Raw genomic sequence first — 25,585 nt, forward strand, 5'->3', positions numbered from 1 at the left:
ATATTAAACGCTTTGCGGTGAAGCTGGCCCTATTCCGAAATGGCGCATCACGCCTCGTGCGCGCCCTTCCTGTATGAAGGCCTGTTTTCATGGATGATCTGTTGCGGGAGTTTTTGACGGAGACCAGCGAGAGCCTGGACACCGTGGACAATCAGCTGGTGAAGTTCGAGCAGGAGCCGAACAACGCCAAGATCCTGGATAACATCTTCCGCCTGGTCCACACCATCAAGGGCACCTGCGGCTTCCTCGGTTTGCCGCGGCTCGAAGCGCTGGCGCATGCCGGCGAGACCTTGATGGGCAAATTCCGCGACGGCATGCCGGTGACCGGTCAGGCGGTGACGGTGATCCTGTCCTCGATCGACCGCATCAAGGAGATTCTGGCCGGGCTCGAGGCGACCGAAGCCGAGCCCGAAGGCAACGACCGCGACCTCATCGACAAGCTGGAAGCGATGGTCGAGCAAGGCATGGCAGCGATGGCGGCCGGCGCTGCTGCTCCTGTCGCTGAGGCCCCGCCGCTCGTGCCGGAAGCCCCCGCCGCTGCGGCCGCACCCGCCAAGGAGCTGACCACGGGCACGCTGATCGAGCAGACGCTGGAGCGCCCGTTGCGCCCGGGCGAGGTCTCGCTCGACGAGCTCGAGCGCGCCTTCCGCGAGACCGCGATCGAAGCGCCGGTGCCCGCGCCGGCTGCCAAGGCCGAAGTGAAGGCTGAAGCCAAGTCCGAAGCAAAGGCTGAGCCCGCCCCCGAGGCGCCTGTCGCGAAGGAAGCAAAGCCCGCCAGGGAGAAGGCCGCGCCGAAGAAGTCGACGGCCGACGAGGGCGCCTCCGAGGGCGAGCGCATCGCCAACCAGTCGATCCGCGTCAACGTGGATACGCTGGAGCATCTGATGACCATGGTCTCCGAGCTGGTGCTGACCCGCAACCAGCTGCTGGAGATCTCGAGGCGCAACGAGGACACCGAGTTCAAGGTGCCGCTGCAGCGCCTGTCCAATGTCACCGCCGAGCTGCAGGAAGGCGTCATGAAGACGCGCATGCAGCCGATCGGCAATGCCTGGCAGAAGCTGCCCCGCATCGTCCGCGATCTGTCGAGCGAACTCGGCAAGCAGATCGAACTGGAGATGCACGGCGCCGACACCGAGCTCGACCGCCAGGTGCTCGATCTGATCAAGGACCCGCTCACCCACATGGTGCGCAACTCCGCCGATCATGGCCTGGAGACCCCCGCCGAGCGCCTCGCCAGCGGCAAGGGCGAGCAGGGCACCATTCGCCTGTCCGCCTATCACGAGGGCGGCCACATCATCATCTGCATCGCCGACAACGGCCGCGGCCTCAACACCGAGAAGATCAAGGCCAAGGCGATCTCCTCAGGTCTCGTCACCGAGGCCGAGCTGGAGAAGATGAGCGAAGCCCAGATCCACAAGTTCATCTTCGCGCCGGGCTTCTCCACCGCGGCCGCCATCACCTCGGTGTCGGGGCGCGGCGTCGGCATGGACGTGGTGCGCACCAATATCGACCAGATCGGCGGCACCATCGACATCAAGAGCGTGGCCGGCGAAGGCTCGTCCGTCACCATCAAGATCCCGCTGACGCTGGCCATCGTCTCGGCCCTGATCGTGGAAGCCGCCGGCGACCGCTTCGCCATCCCGCAGCTCTCGGTGGTGGAATTGGTGCGGGCCCGCGCCAACTCCGAGCACCGCATCGAGCGCATCAAGGACACCGCGGTCCTCAGGCTTCGCAACAAGCTGTTGCCGCTGATCCACCTGAAGAAGCTGCTCAAGATCGACGACGGCGCGGCCTCCGATCCCGAGAACGGCTTCATCGTGGTGACCCAGGTTGGCAGCCAGACGTTCGGCATCGTGGTCGACGGCGTGTTCCACACCGAAGAGATCGTGGTGAAGCCGATGTCGACCAAGCTGCGCCACATCGACATGTTCTCCGGCAACACCATTCTCGGCGATGGCGCGGTGATCATGATCATCGATCCCAACGGCATTGCGAAAGCGCTCGGCGCCGCCGGTTCCTCGGCCCATGACATGGCCGACGAAGCGGCCGGCCATCACATCGGCAGCGGCGAGCAGACCACCTCGCTCCTGGTGTTCCGCGCCGGCTCGTCCCAGCCCAAGGCAGTCCCGCTCGGGCTCGTCACTCGCCTGGAAGAGCTCCCCGCCGACAAGATCGAGTTCAGCAACGGCCGCTACATGGTGCAGTACCGCGAGCAGCTGATGCCGCTGGTGGCCATGGAAGGCGTCACCATCGCCAGCCAGGGCGTCCAGCCGATCCTGGTGTTCGCCGACGACGGCCGCTCCATGGGCCTCGTCGTCGACGAGATCATCGACATCGTCGAGGAGCGGCTCAACATCGAGGTCGGCGGCTCGTCCTCGGGCATCCTGGGCTCGGCCGTGATCAAAGGCCAGGCCACCGAGGTGATCGACGTCGGCCACTTCCTGCCGATGGCGTTCTCCGACTGGTTCACCCGCAAGGAGATGAAGCCGTCGATGCACTCGCAGTCGGTGCTGCTGGTCGACGACTCGGCCTTCTTCCGCAACATGCTGGCCCCGGTGCTCAAGGCCGCCGGCTACCGCGTCCGCACCGCGCCGACCGCGCAGGAGGGACTGGCTGCGCTCCGCGCCCAGAGCTTCGACGTGGTGCTGACCGACATCGAGATGCCCGACATGAACGGGTTCGAGTTCGCCGAAGTGATCCGTTCCGACAACAACCTCGCCGCGACGCCGATCATCGGCCTGTCCGCGCTGGTGTCGCCGGCGGCGATCGAGCGCGGCCGTCAGGCCGGCTTCCACGACTATGTCGCCAAGTTCGACCGTCCCGGCCTGATCGCGGCGCTGAAGGAGCAGACCGCGGGCGCCGCCGGCGCTTCCGAGCTGAGCCGGGCGGCGGCTTGAGAGCAGGACAGGGATCAGGAGATACGCCTATGACCAGCAAGACCCAGTCCACCGAAGGCGCCATGGTCGAATACGTCACCGCGATGATCGGCGGCCAGCTGTTCGGCCTGCCGATCTCCCGCGTCCAGGACGTGTTCATGCCCGAGCGCGTCACCCGCGTTCCCCTGTCCTCGCGCGAGATCGCGGGCGTGTTGAACCTGCGCGGCCGCATCGTCACCGTGGTCGACATGCGCGCCCGTCTCGGCCTGCCCAGGGCCGAGGACGGCAAGGTGCCGATGGCGGTCGGCGTCGACCTGCGCGGCGAATCCTATGGCCTCTTGATCGACCAGATCGGCGAGGTGCTGCGCCTGCCCGAGGACGGCAAGGAGGAGAACCCGGTCAACCTCGACCCCCGCATGGCCAAGCTCGCCGGCGGCGTCCACCGCCTCGACGGCCAGCTCATGGTCGTCCTCGACGTCGATCGCGTCCTCGAACTCGCACCTGAGATGATGGCGGCCTGATAGGGCGGCGCTGCCGCCGACGGACTTGCAACTGAAAGTGCCCCCGCAAAGGGGAGGAAGCAGAGGTTCACATGCGAACTTGTCTCGTCGTTGACGATTCCAGCGTCATCCGCAAGGTTGCGCGCCGGATCCTGGAGGGCCTCGACTTTCAGATCCTCGAAGCCGAAGACGGTGAGAAGGCGCTGGAGGCCTGCAAGCGCGGGCTGCCCGATGCGGTGCTGCTCGACTGGAACATGCCGGTGATGGACGGCTACGAGTTCCTCGGCCATCTCAGACGCATGCCCGGCGGCGACCAGCCCAAGGTGGTGTTCTGCACCACAGAGAACGACGTCGCGCATATCGCGCGCGCGCTGCACGCCGGCGCCAACGAATACATCATGAAGCCGTTCGACAAGGACATCGTGACGGCGAAATTCCAGGAAGTCGGCCTGATCTGAGCGATCGTCCGGAGGGCGAACGGATCCTCCGGAGCTAGTTTTCAACTGAACCGTTTCGATCTGTGTTGGTGAGTAATGAGTGTTGCGTTCGCAGGTAATTCGACCACGGGCTCGCCGCGCGAAGCCGGGCCTCTGCGGGTGATGATCGTCGACGACTCCGTCGTCATCCGCGGTCTGATCTCGCGCTGGGTCGGTGCCGAGCATGACATGGAGGTCGCGGCCTCCTTGCGCACCGGGCTCGAGGCGGTCAACCAGCTCGAGCGCATCAACCCTGACGTTGCCGTGCTCGACATCGAAATGCCCGATCTCGACGGCCTTTCGGCGCTGCCGCAGCTGCTGGCGAAGAAGCGCGATCTCGTCATCATCATGGCCTCGACGCTGACCCGCCGCAACGCGGAGATCAGCTTCAAGGCGCTGTCCCTCGGCGCGGCCGACTACATCCCGAAGCCGGAGTCGACGCGCGAGGCATCGGCCGCCGATATCTTTCACCACGACTTGATTCAGAAGATCCGCCATCTCGGCGCGCGGCTGCGTCGCAAAGCTGCGGTTGCGAGCCCGCCGCTGGCGCCCGCAAGCCCGGCTCCGGCCGCGCGCGGTCCTGTTGCGCGGCCTGCCGTACCTTTGCCTGCTCCGGCCGTGCATGCCCCGTCAGGATCGCTGTCGACGCGTCCGTTCTCGACCCAGGCGCCGAAGGTGCTGTTGATCGGCTCCTCGACCGGCGGTCCTCAGGCGCTGATGTCGCTCGTCACCGAGCTCGGCCCGGTGATCGATCGCTTCCCGGTGCTGATCACCCAGCACATGCCGCCGACCTTCACCACCATCCTTGCCGAGCATCTGGCGCGCTCGAGCCGCCGGCCGGCGAGCGAGGCAGTCGACGGCGAGCCGGTGAAGGCGGGACGGATCTACCTGGCGCCCGGCGGCAAGCACATGCGCGTCGTGCGCAGCGGCGCGGATGTCGCGATCTCGCTCGATGACGGGCCCGCCGTCAATTTCTGCAAGCCCGCGGTCGATCCGCTCTTCACCTCGGCCATCGACGTCTGGCATGGCAATATTCTCTCCGTGATCCTGACGGGCATGGGCTCGGACGGCATGCGCGGCGGCAAGGACATCGTCGCCGCCGGTGGCAGCGTCATCGCACAGGACGAGGCCTCCAGCGTGGTCTGGGGCATGCCGGGGGCGGCGGCCAATGCCGGCATCTGCGCGGCGATCCTGCCGCTCAACCAGATCGGCGCCAAGGTCAACCGTCTGTTCGCGGGAGACCGCTCGTGACGCCGACGGATTACGACTATCTGCGCAAGTTCCTGAAGGAGCGTTCCGGCCTCGATCTCTCGGCCGACAAGCAGTACCTGGTCGAGAGCCGGCTGCTGCCGCTCGCCCGTAAGGCAAGCCTATCAGGCATCCCCGATCTCGTGCTGAAGATCAGGAACGGCGACGGCCGGCTTGCGACCGACGTGGTCGAAGCGATGACCACGAATGAGACTTTCTTCTACCGCGACAAGATTCCGTTCGACCATCTGCGCGAGACCATCCTGCCGGGCCTGATCAAGGCGCGCGCCGCGCGTAAGAGCTTGCGGATCTGGTCGGCGGCGTCCTCGACGGGGCAGGAGCCTTATTCGATCGCGATGTGCGTGAAGGAGATGGGCGCGGCCCTCGCCGGCTGGCGCATCGAGATCGTCGCCACCGATCTGTCGCAGGAGGTGCTGGAGAAGTCCAAGGCCGGCGTTTACAGCCAGTTCGAGGTGCAGCGCGGCCTGCCGATCCAGCACCTGATGAAGTACTTCACGCAAGTCGGCGAGCTCTGGCAGCTCAATGCCGACATTCGCGCGATGGTGCAGTTCCGCCAGCTCAACCTGTTGCAGGACTTCTCGCATCTCGGCACGTTCGACGTGATCTTCTGCCGCAACGTGCTGATCTATTTCGATCAGGACACCAAGGCGGTGATCTTCGAGCGGATGGCGAAGGCGATGGAGCCCGACGGCGCGCTGCTGCTTGGCGCTGCCGAGTCCGTCGTCGGCATCACTGATGCGTTCCGCCCAATGACCGACCGTCGCGGTCTCTATCAGCTCAATACCGCGCGCTCGGGCCGGCCGATGGGTGGATTGATGCCGCCGACATTGAAGGTGGCAGCGGCGAGGTGAGCTCTCCGTCATTCCGGGCTCGCGACTTTGTCGCGCCCGGAACGACGAGCCCTCACAAAATCGCATGTGGCAGAAACCGCGAGCGGTTGCCCGTGATCGGACTTTCGTCCTCGCGGATCGAGAGGCCGCACGGCTCGTGGTTCACCAGCCAGCTTCCCACCACCGGATAGAAGCCGGAGAAGTTCGGAAGCGGTGACAATGACTGGCGCACGAAACCTTCGGCGCCATAGGGACCAGCCTGCTCGTCGAGCGGCATTCCGCCGGACACCAGCGTGACGTTGGCGCCTTCGCGCGACAGCAGAGGCTTGCGGACGTAGGACGTTCCGAGCTCCGCGGCGCGCGGATCGTCCTCGAAGAAGGCCGGCAGCAGATTGGGATGGTTCGGAAACATCTCCCAGAGCAGCGGCAGGATGCCCTTGTTGGAGAGCACCGCCTTCCACGGCGGCTCGATCCAGCGCGTGGTTGCGTCCTTGAGCTTGGCACCGAACGCGTCCTGGAACATCCACTCCCAGGGATAGAGCTTGAAGGCGAGCGCAATGTCGCCATCGTCGAGATCGACGAAGCCGCCAGTCTCGTCGCGCCAGCCGACGTGCTCGATGTCGAGCAGCGTGGTCGAGAGCCCCGCCTGGCGCGCGGTGTCTTCGAGATAAGCGAGAGTGCCGGCGTCCTCGTCGTTACCGGTGGTGCCGGTGAGGTGGACGCGACGGCCGGCCGCGATCTCCTTCCATGCCGCGATCAGCCGCTCGTGGATGGAGTTGAACTGATCGGCGCGGGCCGGGATGATGCGGTGTTCGATCGCCTGTTCGAGCCAGGTCCATTGAAACACCGCGGCCTCGAAGATCGAGGTCGGCGTGTCCGCGTTGTATTCGAGCAGCTTTGCCGGCGCCTTGCCGTCGAACTTCAGATCGAGCCGGCCGTAAAGGCTGCGGTCGTCGCGTTCCCAGCTCTCTGCGATCAGGCTCCAGAACGCTTCCGGGACCTTCAAGCGCCGCAACTGGCGCTCGTCGCCGATGACACGGCCGGCAAGCTCCAGACACATCGCCTCGATCTCGCCGGTCGGCGTCTCGATGCCGCGCTCGATCTCGTCGAGCGTGAAGCCGTAATAGGCGCTTTCGTCCCAATAGCGCTCGCCGTCGATGGTGTGGAAGGAAAAGCCGCATTGCTCGGCGGTCTGCCGCCAGTCGTCGCGCTCGGGGCAGGTGATGCGCTGCATGTTATTCCCTGCGCATGATCTCCGCGCAAACGCGTTTCGCGTTCGTCGCGATGGAAAACCGGTGGCCACTTTTCCGGATCATGCGCTAGCCGCCGCCGGAGAAGCCATGGCCGAACGAGCCGAAGCCGCCGCGGCTCACGCTATGGGAGCCTGAGTCGGACGACGTTCCCGTCGAGGAGTGGCTCGAGGAATCGCTGCTGAAGAAGCTCGATCGCGACGACCAGCGCGAGCTGCTGCCGCCTGACGAACTGCTGCTGCATGTCGTCGTCGTCTGGCCCGGTACGGCGCCGGGAGAAGGCTCGCAGGTCTGCCGCGGCATCAGCGTGTAGGCGGTGGTGCCCACCGCGATCGTGCCCATCACGAGGAGGGCGACATGGCCGGAGCGCTTCACCGGCGGCCGCGGCGGCGGCTCGGCCACCGGCCGGCGCTTGCCGAACTCCTTCTTGGCAGGTTTGTCGGCCATCTCAGTAGATCATGCTGGCGGCGTTGAGGAGGCCCGCGGCGAGCGAGGACAGGCCGAGCCAGATCGCCGGGGCAAGCTCCCCGGCGGAGATCCGCTCCGACAGGCTGGGGACCGGGACCTTGACGAGGAAGAACACGATGACCTGCACGACCAGCGCGATCGTCGCCCAGATCAGGCAGTCCAGCACGTTGGCCGAATGCGCGATGGCGCTCACCAGCGGTGCCACGAAGCCGAGAAGGCTGAGGCCGAGCGCGATGGCCGCGGCCGGTTCGTTGTCGCGGATGAGCTGGAACTCGTTATGCGCCGTGATGCGGGTGTAGACGAACAGATAGGCCACGATCGCGATCAGCCCGGTGCAGAAATAGACCAGGAAGGCAGGCAGGCCGGCGAGTGATTGCAGGATCATCGTTCCCCCATCGTGCAGCGACCATTCGTCGGCAGGGGAAGGGTAGTGGTTCAAACGTTAGAGAGGGATGAAGTCGTATCAGCAGCGGCTGCCGCACCGATTTCGCAAGCAAGCGGGAGAGGGAGAATACGCCTCCAAAAACAAAAACCCCGCCATTCGCGGCGGGGTCCAGGCTGGGAGGAGCGAGCCCTATGGGCTCGCGACGTAACCCAGGAGATCAGGCGGGAATGCGCTCTTCGTGCTCGTGCGGCTCGCGCAGCACGTAGCCGCGGCCCCACACGGTTTCGATGAAGTTGCGGCCTTCGGAGGCGTTCGCCAGCTTCTTGCGCAGCTTGCAGATGAAGACGTCGATGATCTTCAGCTCCGGCTCGTCCATGCCGCCATAGAGGTGGTTGAGGAACATTTCCTTGGTGAGGGTCGTGCCCTTGCGGAGCGAGAGGAGCTCCAGCATCTGATATTCCTTGCCGGTCAGATGCACGCGCTGGCCGCCGACTTCCACCGTCTTGGTGTCGAGGTTGACGACGAGGTCGCCGGTCTGGATGACCGACTGGGCGTGGCCCTTGGAGCGGCGCACGATCGCGTGGATGCGGGCCACCAGCTCGTCCTTGTGGAAGGGCTTGGTCATGTAGTCGTCGGCGCCGACGCCGAGACCCTTGACCTTGTCCTCGATGCCGGCGAGGCCGGAGAGGATCAGAATCGGTGTCTTGATCTTGGAGACCCGGAGCTGCTTGAGCACGTCATAGCCGGACATGTCGGGCAGGTTGAGGTCGAGAAGAATAATGTCGTAATCGTATAGTTTACCGAGATCGACGCCTTCTTCCCCCAAATCGGTCGTGTAGACGTTGAAGCTCTCCGACTTCAGCATCAGCTCGATCGACTGCGCGACGGCGCTGTCATCTTCAATCAGCAAAACGCGCATGCCAGTTCCCCATAGTCGCCGCTCCTGGGCGTCAGGTCGGCCGCATTCGCGGCACTCAACAAAACGCCTTTGAACAACTGATTCGGATCCTGACGACAGATGGTTAACAAACTCTGATTCTGGAACGCAAGTCCCTACGGTGCAATTTTTGTCGAATCGCCCTAAGGTCTTGCGTATGAAGCAGCTTTCGTTACCCGATTCCGTTCAAGCTCCACTTTAAGAGACGGGCCTAACCGACTCCCGCGACTCAGCCTTCTTCTGAAGGGGAGTCACGCTCAGTCACAAAGACAGTGACGCAATGATTAATGATGCGGGTAAACACGAGGTTAAGCGCCGTTCAGAAATGTGGCGAAACTTAAGGCTTTCACCGTGAAGAAGGCGACCACGTCATGAAGGCCCCTCACATGAAGGCGCGCTCCCGATGAAGGCTCTTGCCGAACAGATCGGCGACATCGACGGCGTCAATATCTATGGCCGCGTGGTTGGCGTCCGCGGACTGATGGTCGAGGTGGCCGGTCCGATTCACGCGATGTCGGTCGGTGCGCGGCTCGTGATCGAGACCGGCGCCAACCGCACCATTCCCTGTGAGGTGATCGGCTTCTCCGGCAACAATGCTGTCGTGATGCCGTTCGCGGGTCTCGACGGTGTGCGCCGCGGCTGCAAGGCGGTGATTGCCAATGCCGCCAACCAAGTGCGGCCGTCCGCAGCCTGGCTCGGCCGCGTCGTCAACGCGCTGGGCGAGCCGATCGACGGCAAGGGGCCGCTGCCGCAGGGTTCTTCGCCGATGCCGTTCCGCAATACGCCGCCGCCGGCGCATTCGCGCAAGCGCGTCGGCGCCCCGCTCGATCTCGGCGTGCGGGCGATGAACACCTTTCTCACCTGCTGCCGCGGCCAGCGCATGGGCATCTTCGCAGGGTCCGGCGTCGGCAAGTCGGTGCTGCTGTCGATGCTCGCGCGCAACGTCGATGCCGATGTCAGTGTCATCGGCCTGATCGGCGAACGCGGCCGTGAGGTGCAGGAATTCCTGCAGGACGATCTCGGCGAGGAGGGCCTCGCGCGTTCGGTCGTAGTGGTCGCGACCTCCGACGAGCCCGCGCTGATGCGCCGCCAGGCGGCCTATCTGACGCTCGCGGTCGCCGAATATTTTCGCGACGAGGACAAGGACGTGCTCTGTCTGATGGACTCGGTGACGCGCTTTGCCATGGCCCAGCGCGAGATCGGCCTGTCCGCCGGCGAGCCGCCGACCGCCAAGGGTTACACGCCAACCGTCTTCACCGAGTTGCCGAAGCTCTTGGAGCGCGCCGGGCCGGGCCTGGGGGAGGGGGCCATCACCGCGATCTTCACGGTGCTGGTCGACGGCGACGACCACAATGAGCCGATAGCGGACGCCGTCCGCGGCATCCTGGACGGCCATATCGTGATGCAGCGCTCGATCGCCGAGCGTGGCCGCTATCCGGCGATCAACATCCTCAAATCCGTCTCGCGCACCATGCCGAAATCGGCGGATCCGCAGTTCTGGCCCGTCATCCAGCGGGCGCGCCAGGTGATGGCGACCTATGCCGACATGGAGGAATTGATCCGTCTCGGAGCCTACCGGGCTGGCTCCAGCCCCGAGGTCGACGAGGCGATCCGCCTGCACGAGCCCTTGGAGGCCTTCCTGCGCCAGCGCAAGGACGAAAATGCCTCGCTCGCGGACGGCTACGGCCAATTGGCGCAGATCCTCGGTAATTTGGAAACGGAACGCTAACTTTGTCAGGTCATCATCCGTTCCCACAGAGTAGCAGAGCCGGTCTTGGCCTCAATCGGGCCTCTGGGGCGACCGGTGCCGTCCCACGTGCAGCGGGGGGACTTCTGGGGAGTACGAGTCGATGAAGTCACGAGATACCCTCATCCGCCTGAAGAAGTTTCAGGTCGACGAGAAGCGCCGCCGGGTCACCCAGATCGAGACAATGATCGCCGATTTCCAGCGAATGTCGGTCGATCTCGAACGCGAGATCCAGACCGAGCAGGAGCGTGCCGGGATCAACGATCCCTCGCACTTCGCCTATCCAACTTATGCCAAAGCCGCGATCCAGCGCCGCGAGAACCTCACCCGCTCGGCCGACGAGCTGAAGGGCCAGCTCGACGAAGCCAAGGCCGCACTGGCCGAGGCCTTCGAGGAGCTGAAGAAGGTCGAGCTCCTGGACGAGCGCGACCAGGCTCGCGAGCGCGCCGAAGAAAACGCCCGTGAGCAGGCCGACCTCGACAGCATCGGCCTGATGCGTGCCCGCATCGGCGCGGTTGCCTGAGCCGCTCGCAGCCGGACCACATTGGAATGCGCCAAGCCCGGACCCGCAAGGTCCGGGTTTTCGCATGTGCTGTCCACAGCGTGGCGCCGCGCCCCTTGGTGGTCGGCTTTGCCGCGCGCTATGGTGGCAGCAATGAATGCTGTGCCAGCGAGGGCGGTGCCCACCTCTCCCTTGGGAGAGGTCGGCGCGGAGCGCCGGGTGAGGGGTGACGGTCCCCGTTTGCCCTGCGCCCCTCCCCCGATTTGCTGCGCAAGTCGACCTCTCCCCGTCGGGGAGAGGCGAAGACGGGGCCGCGCGTTGGGGGGCTGAATGCTGACGCCAGCAGAGCTGGTCGGGTTGATTGAGGCGGTGGCGAAGGGCGATCAGGCCGCGTTCGAACGCCTCTACGCCGCCACGCGCGCGAAACTCTATGGCGTCGTGCTCCGTATCTTGCGCCGACAGGATCTCGCAGAGGAGGTCATTCAGGAGACCTACGTCAAGATCTGGAACCGCGCCGGCCAGTTCAATTCGGCCTTGTCGTCGCCGATCACGTGGATGGCCTCGATCGCGCGCAACCGTGCAATCGACATCGTGCGCAAGAAGTCGGAAGTGTCCATCGAGGAAGAGCCTCAGGCGATGGAGGTCGCGGCCGAGAGTCCCGATCCGCTGGCGCGCCGCGAGATGACCGAGGAGCTGAAACGGCTCCTGGAATGTATCGGCCGGCTCGAGCCGGACCGCCAGAGGCTTGTGCTTCTCGCCTATTACAACGGCTGGAGCCGCGAGCAATTGGCGGAGAAATTCGCCGCGCCCGTCAACACGGTGAAGACGTGGCTCCGGCGCAGTATGCTGGATATACGGGAGTGCTTCGGGCTTTAGAGGATGATGAGAGCGGCACGAACCAGGGCGGCAACGACAGTCCACCTCTCCCCGTTGGCGAGAGGTGAAGGAGCGTGATGGCCTACACGGAGGACCATATCGCGCTCGCCGCGGAATACGCGCTCGGTACGCTCGACGCCGATGAGCGTGCGCAGGTCGAGGCCATGATGGCGGAGGACGAGGCGTTCGCCGATATCGTGCAATCCTGGTCCTATCGACTCGGCGCGCTCAACCAGATGGTCGGCTCGGTCGAGCCGCGTCCGGTCGTGTGGGAGAACATCAAGTCCGAAATCGCGCGCACCGCGCTTGCGCAGGAGCCGCCTGCACCTGCCGAAGCTTCGCCGCCGCCTGCGCCCATGCCGGACCTGCCCGCGGAGGAAGCTGCGACGTCGGAATCTTCCGCGGAGAACGGGCCCCCGCAGACATCGCATCCCGCCGCGGAGCAGCCCGGGTCGTCGCGCCCCGAACCCGATGCCATCCCGGACATCGCGCCGCAATTCATTCCGCAGGTCCATGCTCCGGATATCAGTGTTTTGCGCGCACAGCTGACGCCGGTCGTCGATGGTGACGTGATCCGCCTCGAAGGGCGCGTGAAGCGCTGGCGCAACATTGCATCCGGACTCAGTGCGCTCGCGGCCGCGCTGCTCGTGACGCTGTCGCTTCAGATATTCCTGCCCGATGCGCTGCCGGGCGCCTTGCGTCCTGCGCCCCGCATCCAGACGGTGGAGGTGAAGACGCCGGCCGCCCCGCTCACCGCCTCCGCGCAATATGTCGCGCTGCTGCAGGGCCAGGGCGGCGGCCCCGCCTTCATCCTCACCATCGACGGCGCGACGCGGAATTTCACGGTGCGGAAAGTCGGCGCGACGCCGGAGCCCGGCAAGAGTTTCGAGCTCTGGCTGATCTCGGACAAGCTGCCGCGTCCGCGCTCGCTCGGCGTCATCGGCGCGAGCGATTTCACCGCGCGTCCGCTGCTTGCCTCCTACGATGCCGAGGTCGTCAATGGCGCAACCTTCGCCGTCACCGTCGAGCAGGCCGGTGGCTCGCCGAACGGCGAGCCCACCTCGGCCCCGGTGTTTTCCGGCAAGCTGATCGAGACCGTGCCGCCCACGCAGCCGCAGGCGCCCGCGACGAAGTAAGCATCGAAGCATCGTACCCGGATGGAGATGCGCTCCATTCGGGCTGAAAGGGCGCGCCTTGTCGCCGCGGTCCATCCGGTCGTCGCATTTCGACAAGTCCCCCCGAATCCGCCCTCGATTTGAACCTCTCCGCAATTCGCCGCGTCAAATCCCCAGAATTTGAAGTCGGCGATGCCGGAGAGGGCGAGAGAATCAGATGGATGGAGCGAGAACGCCGGGCATCTTCGTTCACCAATATGCCGGGCTGCCGCACGGCCCGGCGTTCGAAGATTGGCGCGAGCGGGCCTTTGGTCGCTGCGGCCTTGACATCGGGCCGAGCCATGGCGACAGCATCGATTGCCGGCTCCAGATCAGCGTCATCGACAACATCGTGCTCGCCATTCCCGAAGGCGCCTCCGCGCAATATTCCCGTACCCAGAGTCATCTTGCCGACGGCAGCGACGACCTCGTCCTGATCGCGGCACATGCGGGGCTCGTCCGCGTCGGACAGAACGGGCATACCGTGGAGCTCACGCCTGCCCAGATGGTGCTCGTCGACATGGGCATCACCGGCACCGTCGGCCACACCGACGAGAACCGCTTCACCAGCATTCGCATGCCGCGCCGCGCGCTGCTCGACATCAATCCGCGCGCCGAGGAGAAGCTCTCGCAGGTGCTCTCCGATGGCGCGGTCGCCGAGACCATCTTCCGCTACCATGCGCTCGCCGCCAACCACGCGCCGCATCTCGATGCGGTAGGCCAGCGCCTGACCGCGCAGCATATGGTCGATCTCGTCGGTCTCCTGCTCGGCACCGATGCGGAGCATGCAAGCCGTGCACGCGGCCGCGGGCAGGCGGCCGCTCGCCTCGATCTGATGCGTGCCGACGTGATGGCCTCGCTCGGCCGCAACGATCTCTGTCTGGCCGAGGTCGCGACGCGCTCAGGACTGAGTCCGCGCCAGGCACAGCGCCTGTTCGAGCAGGCCGGCACGACCTTCACCGAATTCGTGCTGGAGCAGCGCCTGCTCCAGGCGCGCAAGCTGCTCGGTGATCCCCGCGCCAGGGCGCGCAAGATCAGCGACATCGCGCATTCCTCCGGCTTCTCCGATCTATCCTATTTCAATCGCGCCTTCCGCAAGCGCTTCGGGACGACGCCGTCGGAGCTGCGCGAGGCCTAAGTCGCGATTTTGTGCGGCGGTGCGGGCGCTGGCGCATTTGGTCGACGCCGGCCGTTGAGCTAGTCTGTCCAGGCGGGGAGGCCGCAGGATCCTCTGAAAGGTGCGCAGGCAGACATGGCGCGTATCGTCGTGCTCGGTGCCGGATTTGCAGGGCTGTGGGCGGCCATCGGCGCTGCGCGCAAGCGAGACGAGATCGGCGCGAGCGACCGCGACATCGAGATCCGTCTCGTCGACCGCAATCCCTATCACAATATCCGCGTGCGCAACTACGAGGCCGATCTCGGCGAGGTCGCGCTGCCGCTGCCGCGACTGCTCGATCCGGTCGGTGTCAGCCACGGCCTCGGCGAGGTCGAAGCGATCGATCCGGCCCGGCGCGAAATCTCGCTCGTCACCAGCGCCGGCGCGGAGACGCTGCACTACGACCGCCTCGTGCTGGCGCTCGGCAGCGAGGTGATGCGCCCCGACATTCCCGGCCTTGCCGCGCACGCCTTCGACGTCGACACCTATGCCGCGGCGCTCCGCCTCGAGGATCATCTGGTTTCGCTTGGATGCAGTGCGTCGTCTCCGGGGCGTTCAACGGTGGCGGTGGTCGGCGCCGGCTTCACCGGCATTGAGGTCGCAACCGAGATGCCTGACCGGTTGGCGCGTGCGGGCATCACCGGCAGCCATCGCATCATCCTGGTCGATCCCAACCCGGCGGTCGGCGCCACCATCGGCGCGCACGCGCGTCCGGTCATAGAGACAGCGCTGGCTTCGCTCGATGTGGAGACCCGGCTCGGCGTGCGCGTCGCCTCGGTCGAGGCGGCCGGCGTGCATCTGAACTCGGGCGAGTTCATCCCGGCGCAGACGGTGATCTGGTGCGCAGGAATGCGTGCAAGCCCCTTGGCAGCGAACTTTCCGGACGGACGCGATCGCCTCGGGCGGCTTCTGGTCGATCCCTACATGCGGGTTGCGGATGTCGGTGGCGTGTTCGCGGCCGGCGACATTGCCTCGAGCGTGATCGACGGGTTGCATCCGACCGTGATGTCCTGTCAGTTCGCCCGCCCCATGGGCCGCTTCGCCGGCCACAACGTGGTGGCCGATCTCGCCGGCCTGCCGATGCTGCCGCTACGGATCGACTCGTACGTCACCGTGCTCGATCTCGGCGGCTGGGGCGCGCTCTACACGGAAGGCTGGGATCGCGAGGTGAGGACGACCGGCGCGGCTGCCAAGGCCACGAAAGCGACCATCAACCGCAAGCGCATCTATCCGCCGCTGACCGGCAGCAGGGACGAACTGTTCGCTGCCGCAGCGCCGACCGTGCAGGCACCGCCGCCGACTTATGGGGGGCGGTAGTTGCCAAAGATAAGGCGTCATCGCCGGCGAAAGCGGGCGATCCAGTATTCCAGGGACGATAGTGGGATACGGAGAAGCCGCAGCGTACTGGATTCCCCGCTGGAGCCTGTCATCGGGCTCGCCGAAGGCGAGACCGCGGTGGCGGGGAATGACAGCGGAATTTGTGGGACTGCTGGCCCCACACCCACCACGCAAACACTATTCCAGACATGAGAAAGCGCCCGTGGGGGGCGGGCGCTTTCTGTAGTCGACTTGGGGTTGGGGTCGTCTACATATCCACGTGGCGACTTTGGGGGGCTGGTAAAGAGCCGCGTGAATTCCTGAAACTCTAGATCTCCTTATCGAACAAGGGATGCGTTCGAACTGGTGACAACGACCGGCTTGCCGGCCTTGATGACGCGGGCGGTCTCGGTCAAACCTTCATCGGAGCCCGAACGCGCCGTAATGCCAAGGCCTGCCACCGCGATCCCTGCGACGAGGGCCACGACCACTATTTTCAAGTGGGTCGAGCGATCTGCGCTGTAGATCGAGTGGTTCATGGAAGCCTCCTGCCGCCATCTACCCGAAGTAGTCGCCAGCCAGTTCAGGCAGGTTCATGCTTCCGGTGCCCAACAACCTAGTATTGGCGGGATTCGTTCCCAAGAGGCGATCACAAGAGCGTGACGCGACGTGAAAGGTCGCGATCAAGAATGATCGTCGATCGCTAGATTACTTAATTCTTTCAAATACTTGGTCTGCAATTCGGGTGTCGTTCCAGGGTTTGGTCGACAAGGCGCCAGGAACTCAAAAACCATTTGCCTGTGGCTGAAAAACATACGGCTTCTTAAGGCAAATCAGATGCTTCCGACCGTTTTCAGCCTCGCCCTGGGGTGGATTTCTGCCTGCGACAGCACGGTCGTCTGGGCCCTGAAGCGCTCCACCAGAGAGCGGACGAACGGACGAATTGCCGCAGACGTGACCAGCACCGGGGCCTCGCCTTCGCGGGCGGCTCGCTCGAACGCCTCGCGCACAGCGGTCATGAACTCCGACAGTTTCGAGGGCTGCATCGCGAGGCTGCGCTCCTCGCCCTGGCCGATGATGGATTCGGCAAAGGCCTGCTCCCACCGCGCCGACAGCGCGATCAGCGGCAGATAACCGTTGTAGGAGGTGTTCTGCGCGCAGATTTGCCGCGCCAGGCGCGCGCGGACGTGCTCGACCATGGTGGCGGGGTTGCGCGAGAAGGCGAGCGAATCGGCGATGCCTTCGAGGATGGTCGAGAGGTCGCGGATCGAGATGCGCTCGGCGAGCAGCAGTTGCAGCACGCGCTGGATGCCGGAAACCGTGACCTGTCCGGGGACGATGTCCTTGACCAGCTCGCTCTGCTCCTTCGGCAACTCCTTGAGCAGCTTCTGCACCTCGCCATAGGAGAGCAGGTCCGACATGTTGGCCTTGAGCAGCTCGGTGAGGTGGGTCGAGAGCACGGTCGCTGCGTCGACCACGGTGTAGCCCTTGAGAGAGGCTTCTTCCTTGAGGCTGGCGTCGACCCAGGTCGCGGGCAGGCCGAAGGTCGGCTCGGTGGTGTGGATGCCGGGCACCTGCACCTGGCTGCCGCCGGGATCCATGACCATGAACTGGTTCGGCCAGATCTTGCCGGTGCCGGCATCGACCTCCTTGATCTTGATGATGTAGGTGTTGGCCTCGAGCTGGACGTTGTCGAGGATGCGCACCGCCGGCATCACAAAACCCATTTCGATCGCGAGCGAACGGCGCAGCGCCTTGATCTGCTCGGTGAGACGGTCGGTGCCGTCGGGACCGTTGACGAGCGGCAGCAGTGCATAGCCAAGCTCGATCTTGAGGTCGTCGATCTTGAGCGCTGCCGAGATCGGCTCTTCGGTCGCAGCGGCCCCCGGTGCACCGGGCTGACCTGGCGCGGGCGCGGCCTTGGCGGCTTCCTCGGCCTTGGCGGTGACCCGGTTGCGGTTGCGGGCGTTCCAGGCCAGTGCGCCGGCGCCGGCGCCAAGCGCCAGGAAGGGGAGGGTCGGAATGCCCGGCAGCGCCGCCAGCACCAGCATCACCGCCGAGGACATCGCGAGCGCCTGCGGATAGCCGGAGAACTGCTTCATCAGCGCCTTGTCGGCGGCGCCGGACACACCGGCCTTGGAGACGAGCAGGCCCGCCGCGGTCGAGACGATCAGCGCCGGCACCTGGGTGACGAGACCGTCACCAACGGTCAGCAGCGTGTAGCTGCGGCCGGCGTCGGCGAAGGACATGCCCTGCTGCGCCACGCCGATGATCATGCCGCCGACGACGTTGATGAAGACGATCAGGAGGCCGGCGATGGCATCGCCCCGGACGAATTTGGAGGCACCGTCCATGGCGCCGAAGAAGCCGCTCTCGTCCTCCAGCTCCTTGCGCCGCTCCTTGGCGACCTTCTCGTCGATCAGGCCGGCGGAGAGGTCGGCGTCGATCGCCATCTGCTTGCCGGGCATGGCGTCGAGGTGAAAGCGCGCGGCGACTTCGGCGATGCGGCCCGAACCCTTGGTGATGACGACGAAGTTGACGATGATCAGGATGGCGAAGACGATGATGCCGATGACGAAATTGCCGCCCATCACGAAGTTGCCGAAGGCTTCGATGACGTGGCCGGCAGCGGCCGTGCCCTCGTGCCCATGCGACAGGATCAGGCGGGTCGAGGCCATGTTGAGCGACAGGCGCAGCATGGTCGAGATCAAGAGGATGGTCGGGAAGGCCGAGAACTCGAGCGGCGCCTGGATGAACAGCGACGTCATCAGAATCAGGATCGAGAGCGTGATCGAGATTGCCAGGAACAGGTCCAGCACGATCGCGGGCAGGGGGAGGATCAGCACCACCAGGATGGTCAGGATGCCGAGCGCCAGCGCGATGTCGCCGCGCTTGAGGATGTTGACGATGTCGTTGAGGGAGGGGATGCCGGGCTTCGCGCTGCCTACGCCCTGTCCCGCCGTGACGTCGACCATGGTAGCTGCCTCCCCGCGCGACTGCCGTCCGCGCGCCCCAAACGTCTGCGCGGCGGCCGATGGGCCGCCGTTCCGAAAGTGAGGCACCGCACTGGCGTCCACGGGAGCTCCCGTTCTAAACGCGGCCGACGACACTCGACTTCACCCGGCAATTCTTGCCGGGTGTATGGTTAGCAAAGGGTTAACGGAGGGGGTGGGAAGGGGGAGCTGGCGTTTTGCCCGTCATTCCGGGGCGGTGCGAAGCACCGAACTACGGTGCGCAATTGCGCACCTGAGAATCTCGAGATTCCGGGTCTGGTCCTGCGGACCATCCCGGAATGACGGGGCAGGTGGCAAGGCCCTACTTCGCCTTCTGCATCTTGGTCACCGTGTACCCCGACGCCGCTTCCTCGGCCTCGAAGGTGATCTTGTCGCCGACCTTCACCTGCTTGAGCATGGCGGGATCCTTGACGCGATAGACCATGGTCATCGGCTCCTCCATGCCGAGGCTCTTCGCCGGTCCGTGCTTGAGCGTGATCTTGCCGGCGCCCTCGTCGATCTTCTTGACCTCGCCGCTGATCACGGCGCCCTCGGCTGCGAGCGTTACGGTCGCAAGGCCAATGCTCAGTGCCAGTGCAGCAACGATACCAATGATGCGGTTCATGAGAGTCTCCATTGCTTACTTCACGGTGACCTGGCCGACCATGCCGTATTCGCGATGGTCGGGAATGAGGCACGAATATTCGAAGGTGCCGCGCTTGCTGAACTTCCAGAGGATCTCGGCCGTCTTTTTTGGAGCAAGCCGCGCCGCATTGGGCTCGTCGTGCTCCATGTGCGGATGCTTCTTCATCTGATCCGCATGCGCGAGGTTCTCCTTGGTCGTGGCCAGCAGGAATTCGTGGTCCTCCCTGCCGATATTGCGCAGCACGAATCGGATCTGCTCGCCGCGCTTCACCTCGATTTTCGCGGGCGTGTAGTCCATCTCATTCATCAGAATTTCGATGGTGCGTGCGGGCTTCTTGGGATCGCCGGGCTCGCCGGCCGAAAAGGTCGCGTGCCCGTGCTTGTCATGGGCAAGGGCCGGCGCGGTCGAAAGCGCAGCCAGTGCGAGGCCGAGCCTGATAGTGGTCTTCATCCTGGTCTCCGGTTGTTCGTTCATCGAAACGCTCACATCTTCATGTTCTTCATCGGCGCTCCCGGCTTCTGCCGAGCCGGCTCGATGGCGGGTGCGGCCACTTCGTAGGCGACGGTGCCTTGCGGGAATTTGTACGGCCCGGGATCGCGGTAATCGTCGCGCGCGAGGTCCTCGCGGATCTTCATCACCGTGAACATGCCGCCCATCTCGATCGGCCCGAACTGGCCGGTGCCGGTCATCATCGGCAGCGTGTTGTCGGGCGCAGGCATCTCCATGTTGCCCATGGCCATGCCGGTCGAGCCCATGGCCATGCCGTCAGGCGCAAGCTTGCCGACGGCCTTGGCGAGGTCTTTGCGCGACACGCCGATGAGATTGCGCACATCGTGTCCCATCGCGTTCATGGTGTGGTGCGACTTGTGGCAGTGGAACGCCCAGTCGCCGGGATTGTCGGCGAGCACGTCGAACACCCTGACAGCGCCGACCGGCACGTCGGTGGTCGTTTCGGGGATCTGTGCGCTCTCCGGGATCCAGCCGCCGTCGGTGCAGGTCACCGCAAAGCTGTGGCCATGCAGATGGATCGGATGGTTGGTCATGCTGAGATTGCCGATGCGCACGCGCACCTTGTCGCCGAGCCGGACCGGCAGGGAATCGATGCCGGGAAATACCCGCGCATTCCAGGTCCACATGTTGAAGTCGGTCATCTCGTTGACATGCGGCAGATAGGTGCCGGGGTCGACGCGGTAGGTGCTCATCACGAAGACGAAGTCTCTGTCGACCGGTCGGAAGCTCTGGTCGCGCGGATGCACGACGACCATGCCCATCATGCCCATCGCCATCTGCACCATCTCGTCGGAATGCGGGTGGTACATGAAGGTTCCGCTTTTCTTCATCTCGAATTCGTAGACGAAGGTCTTGCCCGGCTGGATGTGCGGCTGGGTCAGTCCGCCGACACCGTCCATGCCGCTCGGAATGATCATGCCGTGCCAGTGCACGGTGGTGTATTCGGGCAGTCTGTTGGTGACGAAGATGCGGAGCTTGTCGCCCTCGACCGCTTCGATGGTCGGGCCCGGCGACTGGCCATTGTAGCCCCACAGATTCACCTTCATGCCCTCGGCGAATTCCCGCACCACCGGTTCGGCGACGAGATGGAATTCCTTCCAGTCGCCGTTCATGCGGAACGGCAACGACCAGCCGTTCAGCGTGACCACTGGCCGGTAGTCGGGCCCGCTGATCGGATGCAGCGGCGGCTGCATCACCACCTTGTCCATGGTGGGCGCTTCCGGAATCGAAGCGGCTTGCACACGGCCGCTGATGGCCGACGCGCCGGCAAGCGCCGCGCTGCCTAAGAATCCTCGCCGGGAAAACATGCTGGCCTCCATCTCAGTGGCCGCCGGCGGCAGGCGCTGCCGCGGCGATGGTGGTTGGACTGTCGCCGCCGGCCGTCGGCACGCCGCCGCCGTTGACGGCAGTCTGCAAATCGGCCTGGGCGAGAAAGAACCGTTGCCTGGCATCGATCGCGCCGCGCAGCGACGCCAGGCGCTGTCGCGCCTCGGTGAGGAGCGCGAAAATGTCGACCTGCATGCTGGAGAAGCGCAGCTGCATCTCCTCGGTGATGATCTTCCGCAAGGGGATGATCTCGCGCTGGTAATGGCCGGCGATGTCGTAGGTGGAGCGATAGACACGATAGGCATCGCGCGCTTCGGAGCGAACATTCACCGCGCGCTCGGTCAGGCGGTTGAAGGCGAGATTGTAGGTTTCGGCGGCCTGCCGCACCCGCACCTCGCCGCCGTCGAAGATCGGGATCTGGAACTGCACGTCGAAGCCGCGTTCGCGGAACGGCGGCCCTTCCGGATCCTGGGTGCGGCGGGAGATGCCGGCGAGATCGAGCAGTGTCACGAAGCGCGTCGCCTCGGTGAGGTTCAGGGCCTTCGCCAGCGCCGCCAGCTCAAGCCGTGCGATCTGCAGGTCGATGCGGTGCGCCACGGCATCGACCTCGATCGAGGGCAAGGCCTGCGGTCGACGCGGCAGCGGCGGCATTTGATCGGGGAGGCGGAAGTCGAGACCGTCGTCCCACAGCCCCATCAGGCGCACCAGCCTTTCGCGCGCGCTCGTCGCCGCCTGACGCGCCGTTGCGAGGTCGGCGGTGGTTTCGGCATAGAACACCTGCTCGCGGGCCTGGTCGAGCTTGTTGAGCGAGCCGGTTTCGCCGAGTTTGACCGCGAGCTGCGCGGTGGATTCCGCCGTGGCCTTCGCGTCCGTCAGCAGCGCGACCATCTCATTGGCGGCAACAGTGCGGATATAGGCGCGGCGGACGTCGGCGGCGAGTCGCAGCGTCGCCAGGGCCGCGCGCAGCTGCGCTCCGCGGAAGCGGTCGCGGGCGATATCGGAGCGGAACGGCAGGGTGGCCAGCGCGAGGATGTCGCCGACCACCTGGCGCTCGATCTCGCTGGCGCCGTTGCCCGTGATGCGCGAAACCGCGAACACCGGATTGGGCGGCAGGCTCTGCTCGACGAGATCGGTCTCGGCCAGCGCCAGCTCGTTATAGACGGCTTGCAGTCCCTTGTTGTTGAGCAGCGCGATCTGCACGGCGGCATCCGCGCTCAGCGTCCGCGACAACAGCTGGCGAACGCGCGCGTCGACCGTGCTGGCGCCCTCGGCCGTTCGCACGAAGGCGACATCCTTGTTGATGGTCTGGCTCGTCAGATCCGAGACGGCAGTCATCCCGCCGTCGGGCGAGAACGCGGCGCAGCCGGAAACGCTGAGCGCAATGAGGACGAGCAGGCCCGGCGCAAGATGGCGTGTCATGGCGCGTTCCTACCGGTCTTGCTTCGGCTGCGGCGTCACCGCTTCGTTGCGGCCACGCCATGGCGCCGGCGTCGCAGGGCGCAGGCTGGTATAGGGCGCAATGGTCGAGCGGTAGCCGATGCGTGCCACTTTTGCCGCCGGATCTGCGGGATCGGCGCTGGCGACTTGTGTCGTTGCCGGCATGCAGCCGGACAGCCCCAGCGCAGCAAGGGCCAGCAGCAGCGAATTCAATCGAAACTGGCGTCCACCCACCGCAGATGCGGCGGACTTCGCCCCCGAAAGCGTGAACATCACTCATCCCTGATCTGGAGACCACAGGTTCGCGCGCGCAAAAGCGCGCTCGGCCCGAAATCGTCGCGTCAGATCAGGCGATGGGGGGGCGGTAGTGCACGGGCGGCGCCGCGCTGTGCAGGCTGGCCACGAGTTCGGGCGCACAGGCCGAGACGGGCAGCATCGGCGTGGCGACGCCGGGCAGATCGGCCGGCAGCGCGCTCACGCACATCATGGCGCAGCACGGTCCCACTGTTCCCGCGTCGCCGTGATGATGCGGAGCAGGCGCGTCCTGCGCGGCCGTCTGGTGGTGAGCGTGGGTTCCCGCGTGTTCGTGCGAGGCATCGCCATGCATATGGCTGGTCGGCATCTGGTGATGCGCCGGCACGCGATCTGCGAGGAGTGCGTCGTCAAGGCACGGCGCAGGACCATCGCCCCAGGCAAGCGCCGCAGCCGGCGCGAGCACGCAGAACAGGTAGGCGAGGGCGATGATCCGCCCCACCCTGATCCGCATCGATCGCGTCAATCGCAGCAACATTCCGCCGGCATGGCTCTCCGCGCGGCAAAGGTGCACACGCGAATTGCAAACTAGTGGCAAATTGCGCGGTCGCCAAGCGCCTTCTTACCGCAGTGCACCGCGCATGCCCAATATCGCGCCACAATGCTTGACCCTGCGGCGATCCGCGGGCCATGTTCCGGCCCGTGCACGCGCCAAATCATCCAGGACAGACGCCTCAATCATTCAGCCCTGATTCCCGTCAGGCCTGGATGCGGCTCGTCATTGCACTTGTGATCGGCTCGATCGGCGCCGTCGGCATGTGGGCGGTCGTGGTCGTGATTCCCGTAGTGCAGGCCGAATTCGGCGCCACGCGCGGCGCGGTGTCGCTGGCCTTCACCCTCATGATGTTCGGCTTCGGGCTGGGTGGCGTGATCGCCGGCAAGATCACCGACCGGTTCGGCATCGTGCCGGCCATGGCGATCAGCATCGCCTTCCTCGGCGTCGCCAACGTGCTCGCGGGCCTGTCCAGCCACCTCTGGCAGTTCGTGGCGGCCTACTTCCTCATCGGGCTCGGCACCTCCGCGACCTTCGCGCCGCTGATGGCCGAAGCCTCGCACTGGTTCGAGCGCTATCGCGGATTGGCGGTGACCATCGTCGCCAGCGGCAACTATGTCGCCGGCACGATGTGGCCGCCGATTGTGAGTTGGGGCACGCAGGAGATCGGCTGGCGCTACACCCATATCGGCATCGGCATCGTCTGCGCCGGCCTGATGACGGTGCTGGTGCTGATTCTGCGGGCGCAGATGGGGCGCGACACCCTCCACGATCATGCCAACGCACCGCCGCCGCGGGTCGATCTCAGGCTGTCGACCAACACGCTGACCGTGCTGCTCTCGATCGCCAGCATCTCCTGCTGCGTCGCCATGGCGATGCCGCAGGTGCATATCGTGGCCTATTGCGGCGATCTCGGCTATGGCGTGGCGCGGGGCGCCGAGATGCTGTCCTTGATGATGGGCTGCGGCATCATCAGCCGGATCGGCTCCGGCTATCTCGCCGACAAGATCGGCGGCATCCGCACGCTGCTCGTCGGATCGCTGGCGCAGGGGTTCGCGCTGGTGTTCTATCTGTTCTTCGACAGCCTGACCTCGCTGTATCTGATCTCCGCGATGTTCGGCCTGTTCCAGGGCGGCATCGTGCCGAGCTACGCCATCATCGTGCGTGAGGCGATGCCGGCGAGCGAGGCGGCGACGCGCGTCGGCATCGTGATCTTCGCCTCCGTGTTCGGCATGTCCTTCGGCGGCTGGGTGTCGGGCGTCATCTTCGATGCCACCGGCTCCTATGCCGCGGCGTTCGCGAACGGCGTGGCGTGGAATGCGCTGAACATCGGCATCGTCGTTCTGCTGCTGATTCGCGCGCGGATGAGCGCGACGAAGACCGGCCCGGGTTTTGCGACTTAGGCCGCCTGCCCGGCCTTAGGCTGTGGTGATCTTGCCGCCGCCGGTTATCGCTTTTGCTTCGCGACCTTCTTCCCAGGTTTGGCGACGGCGCGCGGCCTGGCTTTCATAGCGGCCTGCATCCTCAAGCCGTCGACGAACACGTCGAGCAGGCGCAGCGCCGTCGCCTGCCAGCCGGGCTGGTCGTGCACGTAGCACATGCCGAAGAAGGCGCGCAGCAGATCCTCGGGGTTGATGTCGGCGCGCATCTCGCCGGCTGCGACGGCACGGTCCAGCAGCGAGCCGATCGCCTTGGTCAGACGCTCGAAGGAGAAGGCATGCAGCTCCGACCCGCTCTGCACCGCGAGCGCCAGTGCCGCCATCATCCCCTTCTTGGTCGCAACAAACTCGACTCCCGAGCGCAGCCAGCGCCGCAGCGCCTCGACCGGATCCTTCGCATTCTTCAATTGCTCGGCGAGCTCGCTGAGCTGCTCGACCTCGCGCCGGTACACCGCCTCGAACAATGCCTCGCGCGTCGGGAAATGCCGATACAGCGTGCCGATGCCGACGCCGGCGCGCTTTGCCACTGCTTCCAGGCTCGCCTCCGAACCGCCCGCATTGAACACCAGCTTCGCCGCTTCGAGCACGCGCTCGCGATTGCGCACGGCGTCGGCGCGGGGCTTTCGGGTCTGGTCGGTCTGGTCGTCCATGGCGCGCAATGTAGATCACGAATTGGTTAGATTGAA

25 protein-coding genes are annotated in these 25,585 nt (G+C 65.4%); 12 read left to right on the forward strand and 13 right to left on the reverse strand.

Features of this window, described 5'->3' with window-relative positions:
- The first annotated feature begins 89 nt into the window (after positions 1-89).
- From ABIG06_RS19885 to ABIG06_RS19905, 5 genes are all read left to right on the forward strand, one after another.
- Positions 90-2,897 carry a hybrid sensor histidine kinase/response regulator gene (locus ABIG06_RS19885; RefSeq protein WP_424578376.1) on the forward strand — a complete coding sequence of 936 codons (2,808 nt, stop codon included), beginning with the start codon at positions 90-92 and terminating at the stop codon, positions 2,895-2,897.
- Between the two features lie 29 nt (positions 2,898-2,926).
- A complete protein-coding gene (locus ABIG06_RS19890) occupies positions 2,927-3,397 on the forward strand; it encodes a chemotaxis protein CheW (RefSeq protein ID WP_370138303.1) in 471 nt (156 codons plus the stop codon).
- A 71-nt stretch (positions 3,398-3,468) separates the two neighbouring features.
- Entirely contained in the window at positions 3,469-3,834 is a 366-nt protein-coding gene (locus tag ABIG06_RS19895; RefSeq protein ID WP_007600538.1) for a response regulator, read from the forward strand.
- A 75-nt stretch (positions 3,835-3,909) separates the two neighbouring features.
- On the forward strand, positions 3,910-5,103 hold the full coding sequence (locus ABIG06_RS19900; RefSeq protein WP_370138304.1) for a protein-glutamate methylesterase/protein-glutamine glutaminase: 1,194 nt from the start codon (positions 3,910-3,912) through the stop codon (positions 5,101-5,103).
- Complete coding sequence (locus tag ABIG06_RS19905; RefSeq protein WP_370138305.1) at positions 5,100-5,972, forward strand: CheR family methyltransferase; 873 nt, start codon at positions 5,100-5,102, stop codon at positions 5,970-5,972. Before ABIG06_RS19900 ends, ABIG06_RS19905 begins: the two co-directional genes overlap by 4 nt.
- 52 nt (positions 5,973-6,024) lie before the next feature.
- On the opposite strand, the gene ABIG06_RS19910 is transcribed toward ABIG06_RS19905, so the two are convergent.
- The 4 genes from ABIG06_RS19910 to ctrA form a co-directional block, all read right to left on the reverse strand.
- Positions 6,025-7,185 carry a glutathionylspermidine synthase family protein gene (locus ABIG06_RS19910; protein WP_370138306.1) on the reverse strand — a complete coding sequence of 387 codons (1,161 nt, stop codon included), beginning with the start codon at positions 7,183-7,185 and terminating at the stop codon, positions 6,025-6,027.
- Between the two features lie 85 nt (positions 7,186-7,270).
- The gene (locus ABIG06_RS19915; RefSeq protein WP_124161041.1) at positions 7,271-7,648 is read right to left on the reverse strand and encodes a hypothetical protein; all 378 of its coding nucleotides are present in this window, start codon (positions 7,646-7,648) and stop codon (positions 7,271-7,273) included.
- Position 7,649: 1 nt separating this feature from the next.
- Positions 7,650-8,054 carry a DUF350 domain-containing protein gene (locus ABIG06_RS19920; RefSeq protein WP_124161042.1) on the reverse strand — a complete coding sequence of 135 codons (405 nt, stop codon included), beginning with the start codon at positions 8,052-8,054 and terminating at the stop codon, positions 7,650-7,652.
- A 217-nt stretch (positions 8,055-8,271) separates the two neighbouring features.
- Positions 8,272-8,973: a response regulator transcription factor CtrA gene (gene ctrA / locus ABIG06_RS19925; protein WP_008138878.1), complete on the reverse strand. Its 702-nt coding sequence runs from the start codon at positions 8,971-8,973 to the stop codon at positions 8,272-8,274.
- A gap of 421 nt (positions 8,974-9,394) precedes the next feature.
- Here ctrA and fliI point away from each other — a divergent pair, with 421 nt between their 5' ends.
- The 6 genes from fliI to ABIG06_RS19955 all read left to right on the forward strand — a co-directional run bounded on the left by fliI (position 9,395) and on the right by ABIG06_RS19955 (position 15,743).
- Positions 9,395-10,720, forward strand: coding sequence for a flagellar protein export ATPase FliI (gene fliI, locus ABIG06_RS19930; protein WP_124161043.1), 1,326 nt, complete (start codon positions 9,395-9,397; stop codon positions 10,718-10,720).
- A gap of 121 nt (positions 10,721-10,841) precedes the next feature.
- Entirely contained in the window at positions 10,842-11,261 is a 420-nt protein-coding gene (fliJ, locus tag ABIG06_RS19935; protein WP_011084990.1) for a flagellar export protein FliJ, read from the forward strand.
- Between the two features lie 309 nt (positions 11,262-11,570).
- Entirely contained in the window at positions 11,571-12,116 is a 546-nt protein-coding gene (locus ABIG06_RS19940; protein WP_370138307.1) for a sigma-70 family RNA polymerase sigma factor, read from the forward strand.
- A gap of 77 nt (positions 12,117-12,193) precedes the next feature.
- Entirely contained in the window at positions 12,194-13,252 is a 1,059-nt protein-coding gene (locus ABIG06_RS19945) for an anti-sigma factor (RefSeq protein ID WP_370140877.1), read from the forward strand.
- Positions 13,253-13,448: 196 nt separating this feature from the next.
- Positions 13,449-14,408, forward strand: coding sequence for a helix-turn-helix transcriptional regulator (locus ABIG06_RS19950; protein ID WP_370138308.1), 960 nt, complete (start codon positions 13,449-13,451; stop codon positions 14,406-14,408).
- A gap of 114 nt (positions 14,409-14,522) precedes the next feature.
- Positions 14,523-15,743, forward strand: coding sequence for an NAD(P)/FAD-dependent oxidoreductase (locus ABIG06_RS19955; protein WP_370138310.1), 1,221 nt, complete (start codon positions 14,523-14,525; stop codon positions 15,741-15,743).
- 338 nt (positions 15,744-16,081) lie between these two features.
- Here ABIG06_RS19955 and ABIG06_RS19960 read toward each other — a convergent pair whose 3' ends face one another.
- The 8 genes from ABIG06_RS19960 to ABIG06_RS19995 form a co-directional block, all read right to left on the reverse strand.
- Positions 16,082-16,282: a hypothetical protein gene (locus ABIG06_RS19960; RefSeq protein ID WP_370138311.1), complete on the reverse strand. Its 201-nt coding sequence runs from the start codon at positions 16,280-16,282 to the stop codon at positions 16,082-16,084.
- 294 nt (positions 16,283-16,576) lie between these two features.
- A complete protein-coding gene (gene flhA, locus ABIG06_RS19965) occupies positions 16,577-18,718 on the reverse strand; it encodes a flagellar biosynthesis protein FlhA (RefSeq protein ID WP_370138312.1) in 2,142 nt (713 codons plus the stop codon).
- 340 nt (positions 18,719-19,058) lie between these two features.
- Positions 19,059-19,361, reverse strand: a complete 303-nt coding sequence (locus tag ABIG06_RS19970; RefSeq protein WP_124161048.1) for a copper-binding protein — start codon at positions 19,359-19,361, stop codon at positions 19,059-19,061.
- A gap of 15 nt (positions 19,362-19,376) precedes the next feature.
- Positions 19,377-19,832, reverse strand: a complete 456-nt coding sequence (locus tag ABIG06_RS19975; protein ID WP_370140878.1) for a cupredoxin domain-containing protein — start codon at positions 19,830-19,832, stop codon at positions 19,377-19,379.
- Between the two features lie 32 nt (positions 19,833-19,864).
- Positions 19,865-21,199 (reverse strand): copper oxidase, encoded by a 1,335-nt coding sequence (locus tag ABIG06_RS19980; protein ID WP_370138313.1) that lies wholly within the window; start codon positions 21,197-21,199, stop codon positions 19,865-19,867.
- Positions 21,200-21,212: 13 nt separating this feature from the next.
- Positions 21,213-22,637: a TolC family protein gene (locus ABIG06_RS19985; RefSeq protein WP_370138314.1), complete on the reverse strand. Its 1,425-nt coding sequence runs from the start codon at positions 22,635-22,637 to the stop codon at positions 21,213-21,215.
- A gap of 9 nt (positions 22,638-22,646) precedes the next feature.
- A complete protein-coding gene (locus ABIG06_RS19990; protein ID WP_370138315.1) occupies positions 22,647-22,928 on the reverse strand; it encodes a hypothetical protein in 282 nt (93 codons plus the stop codon).
- Positions 22,929-23,001: 73 nt separating this feature from the next.
- Complete coding sequence (locus ABIG06_RS19995; protein ID WP_370138316.1) at positions 23,002-23,445, reverse strand: hypothetical protein; 444 nt, start codon at positions 23,443-23,445, stop codon at positions 23,002-23,004.
- Between the two features lie 152 nt (positions 23,446-23,597).
- On the opposite strand from ABIG06_RS19995, the gene ABIG06_RS20000 reads away from it, so the two are divergent.
- The gene (locus tag ABIG06_RS20000; protein ID WP_124161054.1) at positions 23,598-24,863 is read left to right on the forward strand and encodes an MFS transporter; all 1,266 of its coding nucleotides are present in this window, start codon (positions 23,598-23,600) and stop codon (positions 24,861-24,863) included.
- Positions 24,864-24,907: 44 nt separating this feature from the next.
- Here the strand turns inward: ABIG06_RS20000 and ABIG06_RS20005 are convergent, their stop codons facing one another.
- Entirely contained in the window at positions 24,908-25,549 is a 642-nt protein-coding gene (locus tag ABIG06_RS20005) for a TetR/AcrR family transcriptional regulator (RefSeq protein ID WP_370138317.1), read from the reverse strand.
- Between the last annotated feature and the right edge of the window lie 36 nt (positions 25,550-25,585).

This window comes from Bradyrhizobium sp. USDA 326 (assembly GCF_049739485.1).
Taxonomy (GTDB): Bacteria; Pseudomonadota; Alphaproteobacteria; order Rhizobiales; family Xanthobacteraceae; genus Bradyrhizobium.